The organism is Alcanivorax jadensis T9, from assembly GCF_000756655.1.
GTDB classification, from domain to species: domain Bacteria; phylum Pseudomonadota; class Gammaproteobacteria; order Pseudomonadales; family Alcanivoracaceae; genus Alcanivorax; species Alcanivorax jadensis.
Genome location: NZ_ARXU01000008.1, coordinates 78,234 through 90,818, shown reverse-complemented (window position 1 = coordinate 90,818; position 12,585 = coordinate 78,234). Strand labels below are relative to the sequence as shown.

The following is a 12,585-nucleotide window of genomic DNA, read 5'->3' as shown; positions in this document are numbered from 1 at the left end:
GACCCGGCGATGCCGGGTCTGGCTCTGGCTTACTGTTGGCTCTTCGCTTCCATCAGTTCGATGAAATGATCGAACAGCGGCGCGCAGTCTCGCGGACCCGGGCTGGCTTCCGGGTGACCCTGGAAGCTGAACGCCGGCACATCGGTGCGATGAATGCCCTGCAAAGTGCCATCAAAGAGGGACACATGAGTGACCTTCAGAGTCTCGGGCAGGGAATCCATATCCACGGCAAAACCATGGTTCTGGCTGGTAATCATCACCGTGTCGTCGGCCAGGGTTTTCACCGGGTGGTTGGCACCGTGGTGGCCCGTGCTCATCTTCATGGTTTTCGCTCCGCTGGCCAGCGCCAGCAGCTGATGACCCAGGCAGATACCGAACACCGGCTTGCCGGTGGCAACGATTTCCTTGATGGCCTCGATGGCGTAGTCACAGGGCTCCGGGTCACCCGGGCCGTTGGACAGGAAGATGCCATCGGGATTCATGGCCAGCACGTCGGCGGCCGGGGTCTGCGCCGGCACCACCGTGAGCTTGCAGCCACGCTCGACCAGCATGCGCAGGATGTTGCGCTTGACGCCGTAATCGTAGGCCACCACATGGAAGCGGCTATCGACGCCCTCAGTGTGACCTTTCTCCAGATCCCAGGTGGACTCGGTCCAGCTATAAGCTTCACTGACGGTGACTTCCTTCGCCAGATCCATGCCTTTCAGGCCCGGGAAGCCCTTGGCAGCTTCCAGTGCCTTGGCCTCATCCAGGTTATCGCCGGCAATGATGCAGCCGTTCTGGGCACCCTTGTCGCGCAGGATGCGAGTCAGGCGGCGGGTATCGATCTCCGCAATGGCCACGATATTGTTATCGCGCAGGTAGTCCGGCAGGGACTGCTGGCTACGCCAGTTACTGACCGTCATGGCCAGATCGCGAATCACCAGGCCGGACGCCCAGATCTGGGCGGACTCTTCGTCCTCGGGCGTCACACCGGTGTTACCAATATGAGGATAGGTCAGGGTCACAATCTGTTTGGCGTAGGAGGGATCCGTCAGGATCTCCTGGTAGCCGGTCATAGCGGTGTTGAACACCACTTCACCCACGGTCTGACCCGTGGCACCGATAGCAACACCCCGAAAGATGCTTCCGTCTTCAAGAGCGAGAATGGCGGGAACCGTCAACGCAACCTCCAGGCTGGTAAGAATATAGGGAGATATGCGGCAGGGCACATTCGCAAAAAAGCGAGATGGATTGCTCCACCTCGCTTTTTCATGAAATTCGTCATCAGTGCCCCGCACGCCCATCACGGGCTGCGCGCTATTTTAGGGCCTCAGCGGGCAAATGTCACCCTTTGCTCGGTGCAACCGACCGCTGGCTTTTTCAGGCCTTGCCCCAACCGGCGCTTTCACCCGCCAGGCCAAGCACATCCTGCATGTCGAACAATCCCTTGTCGTGGGCGGCCAGCCAGGCCGCAGCCCGCACTGCCCCGCGACCAAAGGCCATACGGCTGGAAGCCTTGTGGGTGATTTCCACCCGCTCGCCGTCTGCGGCAAACATAACGGTGTGATCCCCGACAATATCCCCGGCGCGAATGGTCTCGAAGCCGATGGTCTGGCGATCACGCTCACCGGTACGGCCCTCACGCCCGTAGACGGCGCATTCGTTCAGGTCGCGCCCCAGGGTCTGAGCCACCACTTCCCCCATACGCAGGGCGGTGCCGGACGGCGCATCGATCTTGTGACGGTGATGGGCTTCAATCACCTCGATATCGGCCTCTTCCGCCATCACCCGAGCGGCGGTTTCCAGCAGTTTGAAGCACAGATTCACGCCGATGGAGTAGTTGGGCGCAAAACAGATAGCAATATCTTCGCTGGCGGTCCGCAGGGCGGCCTTCTGGTCGTCATCCAGTCCGGTCGTACCGATCACCAGCTTGGTCCCAGCAGCGCGGCACACCTCCACATTGCGGGCGGTGGCTTCCGGCACAGTGAAATCGATAAACACATCGGCATCCTTGACCACCTTGCCCAGGTCATCCGCCAGCATCACACCACTGGCACCCTGACCCACCAGCTCACCGGCATCGGCACCGATCAGGCTGGAACCGGGCACATCCACCGCCGCTGCCAGGGTGGTATCCGGGTTGGCCAGAGTGGCCTCGATCAGAATCCGGCCCATACGACCGGCCGCACCGATAATGCCTACTTTCATGCTACTTCCTTGGAAATGGCACCGTGGCAGGCGCTCTTTGAGCACCACCACGGCAAAACGATTGAAGGCCGCTAGTCTACCAGAAAGGGCGGCCGGGTCACCGCGTAGAGATTGATGTTCTCCTTACGCATGAACTTGCGCCGCTTGCGGTCAAAGCGCTTGAAACTCATGCCACTGTCACGCCAGGCCTGCACTTCCTGCAACCGCTTTCGGGCATAGGCCCGGTCCAGCCACTCCATGGCAAAGCGCGCCGGCATGTCGGCAGCCGCCTGCAATTGCGCCAGCGCCTGATCCGCCGACGCATCCTGATGGGTATAAAGCAGACTGTTGGCGTACTCATAGCGAACAATCGCCAGATCCGGCACCGCCACCAGCGATGCCTCAAAAGGCTGCGTGGCATCCTCACTGTCTGCCGCCAGGGTCAGCCTGCCCGCCGCCTTGCCCACCCGGCGCAGCACATTGGCCTCAAAGGCCGCGCTCAGTGACAGCGCTAACGGATGCTCCGGCTCCACCGCCAGAATCTCGGTGGCCGCATTAATCACCATGGCCGCATAGTTGCGTTGCAGGGTGGCCGGCACCGACTCATCCTCCGCCAAGCGCGCCACCGCATAGCCAAAGCCGAGACGCAGCATGCAGTAATCCGCCGTCAGGCCCTTCTCGCTCGGCAGAATTGACACCTGCTCACCAAACCAGGCCATCTCGTTAATGGCCTCCTGCAGCAGCTGCTGCTTTTGAGTGTGGCTCGGCGCCAGATAAGTGGCATAAATAATCTGCGCTACCAGCCCCGGCACCCGGGCATAGCCGCCATAGCGCTTGCCAAGCTCACGGGCATGGCGGAAGTCCCCACGGAAAAAGGCCTGCCACACCTCCAGCACATTACGGCTGTGCTGCTCCCAATTTTCATCCTGGTAATGCAGATCACGATAAAGGGAAGGGAAACGCTGATAGCGCGCCTCCAGATAGTCCGGCGACGGAAACGGTATCCGCAGGCCCCGCATAAAGTCGGGCCAGGACTGGCGAATGTCATCATAGGTGTAGGTATAGGAAGACGCCTCAAACGGCGCCGGCACCCAGGGCGTGTCCAGCACCTGCGCATCCAGCTCCAACGGCGCCTTCTGGGCAAAGGTGGCACGTGCCCGCTCGTGAGCCTGATCCACAGGCCCCGCATATAAAGAAAGGGGAAGACAACACAACATACCCCCCAGCATCCCTGCCAGTCGCCGCGTGGTCATGATTACCTCTGTTATTGTTGTTTTTATGCACAATATCGCAGGCGATGTTAAAGCGGCAACGCCAGTGGCCAAATTTCAGACTATCGGCTGATAAACACAAAAAAGCCCGGGCAATATGCACCGGGCTTCTTTGGATGACGCTGGGCTCAGAGGTTATTTAGCGTCGAAGAAACGCTTCACCCCTTCAAACCAGCTGCTCTTGCGCGGGTTGTGACGATTGCCACCGCTTTCCAGGGACTCCTGGAATTTACGCAGCAAGTCTTTCTGTTCACCGGACAGTTTCACCGGCGTTTCGATCACCACCTTGCAGAGCAGATCACCCGGACCGCCACCGCGTACCGGGGTTACCCCCTTGCCGCGCAAGCGGAACAGTTTGCCGCTCTGGGTTTCCGCGGGCACTTTCAGTTTCACCTTGCCATTCAGGGTCGGCACATCGAGCTCGCCGCCCAGGCTGGCATCGACAAAACTGATCGGCACTTCGCAGAACAGGTTGGCGCCATCACGCTGGAAGATGTCGTGCTCGCGCACCGCCACCTGCACATACAGGTCGCCGGCGGGGGCGCCATGCATGCCCGCTTCGCCTTCGCCAGCCAGACGGATACGGTCACCGGTATCAACGCCCGCCGGAATTTTCACCGACAGGGTCTTGGTGTTTTGTACCCGGCCCTGACCACCACAACTGGTGCAGGGATCCTTGATGACACGCCCTTCGCCCTTACAGGTAGGACAGGCCTGCTGCACGGTGAAGAAACCCTGCTGCATGCGCACCTGGCCCATGCCGCCACAGGTGTTACAGGCCACTGGCTGCGAGCCTTCCTTGGCACCACTGCCATGGCAGACTTCACAGCTATCCCAGGTCGGCACGCGGATTTTTTCATCGCAGCCACGCACGGCCTGCTCAAGAGACAGCTCCAGGGTATAACGCAGGTCGGCGCCACGGGCTGGCCCACGACGGCCACCACCGCCGCCACCAAAGATATCGCCGAAAATATCGCCGAAGATGTCACCAAAACCGCCACCGCCGAAGCCACCGGCTCCACCGCCGCCCGCTTGGCCATCCACGCCGGCATGGCCGAACTGGTCGTAGGCAGCACGCTTCTGCTCATCGGAGAGCACTTCGTAGGCTTCCTTGGCTTCCTTGAACTTGGCCAAAGCTTCCTGGTCATCCGGATTGCGATCCGGATGGTATTTCATGGCAAGGCGTCGGTAAGCCTTTTTCAGATCCTGCTGGCTGGCATCTTTTGATGCGCCCAGCACTTCGTAATAATCACGTTTGGACATAGTGGGCCTTTTTGAATCAGTCCCGTCACACAAAAACGCCGGCAAGGCGCCGGCAATAAAGAAGTTGCGCGGATCTCCCGGCTACCGCGCCTGAGCGCGGCACCGGGATGTCCGACGACTTACTTCTTCTTGTCGTCGTCCACTTCTTCAAACTCGGCGTCGACTACGTCATCACCAGAAGCTTTCTGCTGCTCGCCAGCGGCGTCCGCGGCTGCGCCCTCCGCCTGCTGAGCCTGCTCGGCATACAGCTTCTCGGCCAGCGGCGCAGAGACTTCCGACAGCGCCTTGATCTTGGCGTCGATGTCGTCCTTGTCGCTGCCTTTGGCAGCTTCTTCCAGCTCGTCAGCCGCCTTGGTGATAGCTTCTTTCTCTTCGTCAGTCGCCTTGTCACCGGCTTCTTCCAGAGTCTTCTTGGTGGCGTGCACCAAGTGGTCAGCCTGGTTGCGGGTCTGCACCAGCTCTTCGAACTTCTTGTCTTCGTCCGCGTGAGCTTCGGCGTCCTGCACCATCTTTTCCACTTCCTCGTCGGACAGACCGGAGGAGGCCTTGATCTGGATGGTCTGCTCTTTACCGGTGGCCTTGTCTTTCGCGCCCACGTGCAGAATACCGTTGGCATCGATGTCGAAGGTCACTTCGATCTGCGGCATACCGCGCGGTGCCGGCGGAATGTCTTCCAGGTTGAACTGGCCCAGCGACTTGTTCTGTGCCGCCTGCTTACGCTCACCCTGCAGTACATGCACGGTCACTGCGGTCTGGTTGTCATCCGCCGTGGAGAACACCTGGGACGCGTTGGTCGGGATGGTGGTGTTCTTCTCGATCAGCGGCGTCATCACGCCACCCATGGTTTCGATACCCAGGGTCAGCGGCGTCACATCCAGCAGCAGCACGTCGGTCACGTCACCGCTCAGTACCGCACCCTGAATGGCTGCGCCCATGGCAACCGCTTCATCCGGGTTCACGTCCTTGCGCGGCTCTTTGCCGAAGAACTCGGTGACTTTCTTCTGCACCATCGGCATACGGGTCTGACCACCCACCAGAATCACGTCGGTGATATCGGCAGTTTTCACGCCCGCATCAGTCAGCGCAGTCTTGCATGGCTCCAGGGAGCGGCTAACCAGATCACCCACCAGGGATTCCAGCTTGGCACGGGTCACTTTCACCACCAGGTGCTTGGGACCGGTGCTGTCGGCGGTGATGTACGGCAGGTTCACTTCGGTCTGCTCGGCGGAGGACAGCTCGATCTTGGCTTTCTCGGCCGCTTCTTTCAGACGCTGCATGGCCAGCGGATCGCCGCCCAGGTCGATGCCGGAATCTGCCTTGAACTGGTCTGCCAGGAAGTTGATCAGCGCCAGGTCGAAATCTTCACCACCCAGGAAGGTGTCACCGTTGGTGGCCAGCACTTCAAACTGGTGCTCGCCATCCACTTCGGCAATCTCGATGATGGAGATATCGAAGGTACCGCCACCCAGATCGTAGACAGCGATGGTGCGGTCACCACCTTTTTTGTCCAGGCCATAGGCCAAGGCCGCCGCGGTGGGCTCGTTGATGATGCGCTTCACGTCCAGACCGGCGATGCGACCGGCATCCTTGGTGGCCTGACGCTGGGAATCGTTGAAGTACGCGGGCACGGTGATGACGGCCTCGGTAACGGCCTCACCCAGGTAATCTTCCGCGGTCTTCTTCATTTTCTTGAGCACCTGCGCAGAAATCTGCGGCGGCGCCATTTTTTCGCCCTTCACTTCTACCCAGGCATCGCCATTGTCGGCCTTGGTGATCTTGTAAGGGACCATCTTGATGTCTTTCTGAACGACGCTGTCGTCAAAACGACGGCCGATCAGACGCTTCACCGCGTACAGGGTGTTTTCCGGGTTGGTCACCGCCTGACGCTTGGCGGACTGACCGACCAGGGTTTCCTTGTCGTCGGTGTAGGCGATGATGGACGGCGTGGTACGCGCGCCTTCAGCGTTTTCAATAACCTTGGCTTTATCACCTTCCAGCACGGCCACACAGCTGTTGGTCGTACCCAGGTCGATACCGATAATCTTACCCATATCTCTCGTTCTCCTTCACACCAGCCGGGCCCCTTTCGGCGACCCAGGCAGTTGAATTGTTAATTCGTCTGGCATCTATATGGCGCTGTCGCGCGCCGTTTCAAGGGGCCAGCACCGCTTTTTACTCAGCCGCCTTGCTGACGATGACGCGGGCCGGGCGGATCAGGCGACCATTCAGCTGGTAGCCCTTCTCCAACACGTCGATCACGGTGTTGGGCTCCACATTGGGCACCGGCACCATGGTCATGGCCTCGTGCAATTCCGGGTTGAACGGCTCGTCAGACGGACTGATCTGCTCAAGGTTGTACTTGGCAAACGCATCGAGCAGCGACTTGAGGGTCAGCTCGATACCTTCGCGGGCACCTTGCAGGGCGTCGTCGTCGGCATCCAGGGCGGCCAGGCCGCGCTCCAGGTTGTCCGCCACGCTCAACAGATCGCCGGCAAACTTCTCCAGGGCAAACTTGCGGGCGTGCTGCACGTCCCGCTCGGCGCGCTTGCGCACATTCTGGATTTCCGCCTGAGCGCGGATATCCGCCTCACTCAGGGCTTTCTTGACCTTGGCCAGCTCGACTTCCGCCTCTGCCAGCTTTTCTTCCGCTGAGGGCTCTTCTGGGGCGGAAGGCTCTGCCTGGGCCGCTTCAGCCTCCTTTGCCGCCTGCTGCTCTTCGGCAGTCTCTACCTGCGGCTCGGCGTTTTTAGGGTCTTTTTCCTGATCACTCATTCTTTACTCCACATCCCAATCCGGGCTTTTCCAGGAAAGCGGGCAAATATATGGGAGCGGATGGCGAGGATTCAAGGGGGAGGAAGGCAGTTAACAGTTGATAGTGGACAGTTGACAGCGTCGCGGGATAACCCCGGTCAGTTTCTGAGACGCAAGAGGCCGCGCCCATAAGCCTGGGCGCGGCCTCATACGTTCCAAAATCAACAACCTCGCCCGCGCAGCTGTCAATTATCAACTGTCCACTGTCAACTGAGGTTAGAGCTGTGTCAGGGCCGCCGAGAGGATTTTGGCGGTGATATCAACGGTGGGGATGACCTTTTCGTAGTCCATGCGGGTGGGGCCGACCACGGCGAGGACGCCCACCGGACCATTGTCTGCCCGGTAAGGAGCCGAGATCAGCGAGTAGTCCTCGAATGGCTGGAAGCCGGATTCCCGGCCGATGAAGATCTGCACCCCATCCGCTTTCATGGAGCGTTCCAGCAGGTGCAGGATGTCGCGCTTGTGGCTGAACGCATCGAACAGGTTGCGCAACTGACCGATATTGTCGGCTTCTGCGGACTTCAGCAGGTTGGACTCACCGGACACCACATAATCGGAATCCTCCTGCTCCGTGCGTAATGCCTTGCCGGCGACAGCGACCGCCGTCTCCATCAATACATCCATCTGTGCCCGATCTGCATTCATGGTGTTAAGCAACCCATCGCAGATGCTGTTCAGGTCACAGCCGGCATAGGTGTGATTGATGTAGTTGGCCGCCTGGCGCAGCTCCACCTCATCGTAATCCCGGTCGGTATGGATGATGCGGTTCTGCACCTCGGAGCGGTTGACCACCAGTACCACCAACACCCGCTTGCCCGATAACGGCAAGAATTCCACCTGGCGCAGGGTCGTCACCTCCCGCCGCGGCACCGCCACCAGCCCGGCCATGCGGGTCAGCTCCGCCAGGGTTCGCGACGCCTGGGCAATCAACTCCTGGGGCGACTGCTCCGGCGCCAGTAACTGACCCAGCTCCTTTTTCAGTGAGCGGTGGCCCGGGCGATCCATGACACTGGATGCCAGCAGGGAGTCCACATACAGACGGTAACCCAGCTCCGTGGGCACGCGCCCGGCAGACGTATGAGGACTGGTCAGCACACCGAGATCTTCCAGCTCCGCCATGATATTGCGAATGGTGGCCGGGCTCACGGTGAGCCCACTGCCGGAGGCCAGGGTCTTGGACCCCACCGGCTGACCGTCGCGGATATGGCGCTCCACCAGCGCCATCAGCAATCGTTGTTTGCGTTCGTTCAGATCCAGCTTCGTCATAGCGGTATATGTACCAGAAAATCAGTCCGACATTATATAGCCTTCTCGTTCGGAGTTTATCGGGGGCTTACACTGGCGAGCGGAATCCCCTAAGATTACAACCACTGCTCAAAAGAACAGTTATCGTAACAAGGACGTCACCATGACCGACAACAGCAACCCCTACCAGAGCCCCGCCGCCGACGCACAGAACCGCCCGACTCTGGACAACCCGGCGCTTGCCAGCCGCTGGTATCGCTTTTTCGGTGCCCTGATCGACGGCCTGATCCAGCTCGCCATTATCGGCCCCATCGTGTTCTTTTCCGGCACCTGGGCCGACATGATGGCTAACAATGGCGCTCTCGACCTGACCGCCACCCTGGTCTGGTTCATTGTCGGCGAAGTGATCTTCCTGGCCCTGCAGGGCTGGCTGCTGTTCAATCGCCAGCAGACCATCGGCAAGTGGCTGCTGGGCATGCAAATTATCGGCATGGAGCAGCGGGACGTGCCCCCCGGCAAACTCTACGGCCTGCGCTATCTACTGTTCCATGTGCTGGCACAGGTACCCGGCATCAACCTGGTCATGCTTGTCGACCCGCTGCTGATATTCCGCGGTGATCGCCGCTGCCTGCACGATCTGCTGGCCGGCACCCAGGTGATACAGGTCCCTGCCAGCCGCTAATCATCACCCTGACTCGCCCGTTTCGGAGAGATACCATGCTGACCCATCTGAGCGTTCGTCACTTTGCCACCGTGGACCAGTTGGAACTGGAGCCGGAAAACGGTCTCACCGCGATCAGCGGGGAAACCGGGGCGGGCAAGTCCGTGATCATCGATGCCCTGGGCCTGACCCTGGGCGATCGTGCCGACTCCAGTATTGTCCGCCACGGCCACGACCGGGCGGAAGTGCTCGCCACCTTTGATGTCAGCGACAACGCGACCGCCCGCCAGTGGCTGGCCGACCGGGAGCTGGATGATGACGACCAGTGCCTGCTGCGCCGCACCGTACGCGCCGATGGTCGCTCCCGGGCCTATGTGAACGGCACCCCCACTCCGCTGGCGGAAGTGCGGGAACTGGGCGAGCGGCTGATCAGCATCCACAGCCAGCACGAACACCAGGCCCTGATGAAGAAAGAAGCCCATCGGCAGCTGCTGGACAACTTTGCCGACGCCCGCGATCTGGCCAACACCGTTCGCGAACACTGGCGCCACTGGCAAAAAGCGCGCCGGGCCCACGACGACGCCCTGAATCAGGCCCGCGAGCAAAACGAAAAGGAAGAGTTGCTGCGCTTCCAGCTGGAAGAGCTGGACGCCCTCGCCCTGCAGGACGGCGAACTGGAACAGCTGGAGCAGGAACAGCAGCGTCTGGGCAACGCGGAAAGCCTGATTCGTACCTGCCAGCAGTCTCTCAACGCCCTTTACGAAGGCGATGACGGCACCTGCAACGACCACCTCAGCCAGGTCAGCCACTGGCTGGACGAGGCTCGCAACCAGGATGAAGGCCTGAGCACCATCGCCGACACTGTGGAATCCGCCCGCCTGCAAGTGGAAGCCGCCGCCGATGACCTGCGCCATTACCTGGAACGGCTGGACCTGGACCCGGAGCGCCTGGCCCAGGTAGAAGAACGGCTCAGCCAGAGCTACACCCTGGCCCGCAAGCACCGCATTCGCCCGGAAGAACTGGTTGAACACCACCGGCAACTGCTGGCGGAGTCCGACGCCCTGGGCAATGTGGATGCCCACTTGCATGCCCTGTCCGAGCAGGAAGCCGCGGCCCAGCAGCAATACATGGACAGCGCCCGCCAGCTCAGCAAGGCCCGCCGCAGCGCCGCCAAGAACCTCACCCAGCAGGTACAGAAGCAGCTCACCGCCCTGAGTATGAAAGCCGCCAAGCTGGAAGCCCAGCTGAGCGAATCCGCCCCTGGCGCCGACGGCCTGGAAGACGTGGAATTCCTGTTCTCTGCCAACCCGGGCCAGCCCCTCAAACCGCTTGGCAAAGTGGCTTCCGGCGGCGAACTGTCACGGGTAAGCCTGGCGATCCAGGTGATCTGCGCCCGCAACCTGACGGTACCGAGTCTGGTATTCGATGAAGTGGACGTGGGTGTCGGTGGTGGCGTGGCCGAGATCGTCGGCCGGCTGCTGCGTGAACTGGGCAGCCACGCCCAGGTGCTGTGCATCACCCACCAGCCCCAGGTGGCCAGCCAGGGTCACCAGCACTGGCAGGTCCACAAGATTCAGGGCGACGACACCACCCATACCCGTATCCAGGGGCTGGATGACAACGCAAGAATTGAAGAGTTGGCACGGATGCTGGGCGGCGTGGAAATCACCGAATCCACCCGTACTCATGCCAGAGAGATGCTGAGCAAGGCCCAGGCAGCGTAGGAAGGCAGTGAACAGTTAATAGTGAATAGTTAACAGCAGCCCTGTAGGCCCTTCGCGCACTGACTGACGAAAAGAGTGCACCCCGTTGGAGCTTTGCTCGCAAAGCGAAGGGCCCCGATCACCGCGCCGGGCCCGCCGAGGGGCTTTCGCCATGCAAGCATGGCTCCAACGGAGCTAACCAGGAGAGAGGGGCAGCCGCGTGTCACACGCAGGACACACCCGCGTGCGATGTCGTGCGATGTAAAGCAGCCTCCTCGCTACTTCTTCGGCTTGACATACAGCACCAGCGAGTGGTCCATGATTTCGTAGCCGTGCTCCTCGGCAATGGCGTGCTGGCGTTTCTCGATCACGTCATCCATGAACTCAATCACCTGGCCGGTTTCCATGCACACCATATGGTCATGATGGTCCTCGTCCGCCAGCTCGAAAACGGCAGAGCCACCCTCGAAGTTGTGGCGCAGCACCATGCCCGCCTGCTCGAACTGGGTCAGCACACGGTAGACGGTGGCCAACCCCACATCCTCGCCGGCGTCCATCAGCGACTTGTAGATATCTTCGGCGCTCAGGTGGCGCTCTTCAGATTTCTCCAGTTGCTGCAGGATTTTCACCCGCGGCAGGGTCACTTTAAGGCCCGCTTTTCTGAGATCCTGATTATCCAATGCGTATGCTCCAATTTGCCAAAAGGTGGCGATGCCCCTGAACCCGTGACTTCATCGCGGCGCCTGACGCAAGTCTTTGCCGCCACAGAGGATTTTTTTCAGTCGATCGTATTCCCTGATACGACCCTCCCTCAGAAAACCCACTGTGACAACAAATTCTCACGCCATGCATCCACGCTGAAGCCACAGATTCAGGGCGATATGAAAAAAGCGGGAAACTTGTACCGCTACTGCAAGTCTGTATTATCGCCCGAACACTTAGTGAAGTCGAAAAACCATGCCACGAATTCTAGCCGTCCTTAGTCTGACAGCCCTGCTGGCCACCACTGGCTGCAGCTCCTTGCGCTTTCCCGGCGTCTACCGGATCGATATTCCGCAGGGCAACTTCGTCACCGAGGAAATGCTCGGCGAGCTCCAGCCCGGCATGAGCCCGGAGCAGGTTCGCTACGTGCTTGGGGCCCCCACTCTGGTGGACCCGTTCACCCCTGACAAATGGTTTTATCTGATGACCTACCGCCCCGGCAAGGGCGACAACGTCAGTCAGCAGATTGTGCTGCACTTCGAAAATGGCAGCTACAGCCGCCATGAAGGCGAAGTGATCGAGGACTTCCGCAAGAAAACCAGCTCGCAGCAAGACCGCGAATTGCAGCGCAAACTGGACCAACGCAAGCAGGAAGAAACCACCCCCGAGCCAGCCCCTGCTACCCAGCAATCGGCGCCAGATCCGGAAACGCTGCCTCAGGAACCGACCGACCCAGGCCAACCAGCAGCCTGATCCGCAC

The 12,585-nt window shown here is 60.4% G+C and carries 11 protein-coding genes; 3 read left to right on the top strand and 8 right to left on the bottom strand.

The features are described from left to right. Positions 1–29: 29 nt before the first annotated feature. The 7 genes from carA to hrcA form a co-directional block, all read right to left on the bottom strand. Positions 30–1,163, bottom strand: a complete 1,134-nt coding sequence (gene carA, locus T9A_RS11270; RefSeq protein ID WP_035248402.1) for a glutamine-hydrolyzing carbamoyl-phosphate synthase small subunit — start codon at positions 1,161–1,163, stop codon at positions 30–32. A 199-nt stretch (positions 1,164–1,362) separates the two neighbouring features. Continuing rightward, the gene (dapB, locus tag T9A_RS11265) at positions 1,363–2,190 is read right to left on the bottom strand and encodes a 4-hydroxy-tetrahydrodipicolinate reductase (RefSeq protein WP_035248401.1); all 828 of its coding nucleotides are present in this window, start codon (positions 2,188–2,190) and stop codon (positions 1,363–1,365) included. A 71-nt stretch (positions 2,191–2,261) separates the two neighbouring features. Continuing rightward, on the bottom strand, positions 2,262–3,422 hold the full coding sequence (locus T9A_RS11260; protein ID WP_232222086.1) for a hypothetical protein: 1,161 nt from the start codon (positions 3,420–3,422) through the stop codon (positions 2,262–2,264). A gap of 153 nt (positions 3,423–3,575) precedes the next feature. Beyond that, the gene (dnaJ, locus tag T9A_RS11255; RefSeq protein ID WP_035248400.1) at positions 3,576–4,703 is read right to left on the bottom strand and encodes a molecular chaperone DnaJ; all 1,128 of its coding nucleotides are present in this window, start codon (positions 4,701–4,703) and stop codon (positions 3,576–3,578) included. 119 nt (positions 4,704–4,822) lie between these two features. Beyond that, positions 4,823–6,754, bottom strand: a complete 1,932-nt coding sequence (gene dnaK, locus T9A_RS11250; protein WP_035248399.1) for a molecular chaperone DnaK — start codon at positions 6,752–6,754, stop codon at positions 4,823–4,825. 121 nt (positions 6,755–6,875) lie between these two features. Beyond that, the gene (gene grpE, locus T9A_RS11245; RefSeq protein ID WP_035248398.1) at positions 6,876–7,475 is read right to left on the bottom strand and encodes a nucleotide exchange factor GrpE; all 600 of its coding nucleotides are present in this window, start codon (positions 7,473–7,475) and stop codon (positions 6,876–6,878) included. A gap of 255 nt (positions 7,476–7,730) precedes the next feature. Beyond that, positions 7,731–8,780, bottom strand: coding sequence for a heat-inducible transcriptional repressor HrcA (gene hrcA, locus T9A_RS11240; protein ID WP_035248397.1), 1,050 nt, complete (start codon positions 8,778–8,780; stop codon positions 7,731–7,733). A 142-nt stretch (positions 8,781–8,922) separates the two neighbouring features. On the opposite strand from hrcA, the gene T9A_RS11235 reads away from it, so the two are divergent. Further along, positions 8,923–9,441, top strand: coding sequence for an RDD family protein (locus T9A_RS11235; RefSeq protein ID WP_035248396.1), 519 nt, complete (start codon positions 8,923–8,925; stop codon positions 9,439–9,441). Positions 9,442–9,476: 35 nt separating this feature from the next. Beyond that, positions 9,477–11,144, top strand: coding sequence for a DNA repair protein RecN (gene recN / locus T9A_RS11230; protein WP_035248395.1), 1,668 nt, complete (start codon positions 9,477–9,479; stop codon positions 11,142–11,144). A gap of 257 nt (positions 11,145–11,401) precedes the next feature. On the opposite strand, the gene fur is transcribed toward recN, so the two are convergent. After that, a complete protein-coding gene (fur, locus tag T9A_RS11225) occupies positions 11,402–11,803 on the bottom strand; it encodes a ferric iron uptake transcriptional regulator (protein ID WP_035248394.1) in 402 nt (133 codons plus the stop codon). Between the two features lie 277 nt (positions 11,804–12,080). Between fur and T9A_RS11220 the strand changes: the two genes are divergently transcribed. Continuing rightward, on the top strand, positions 12,081–12,578 hold the full coding sequence (locus T9A_RS11220) for an outer membrane protein assembly factor BamE (protein WP_084573485.1): 498 nt from the start codon (positions 12,081–12,083) through the stop codon (positions 12,576–12,578). The last annotated feature ends 7 nt before the right edge of the window (positions 12,579–12,585 follow it).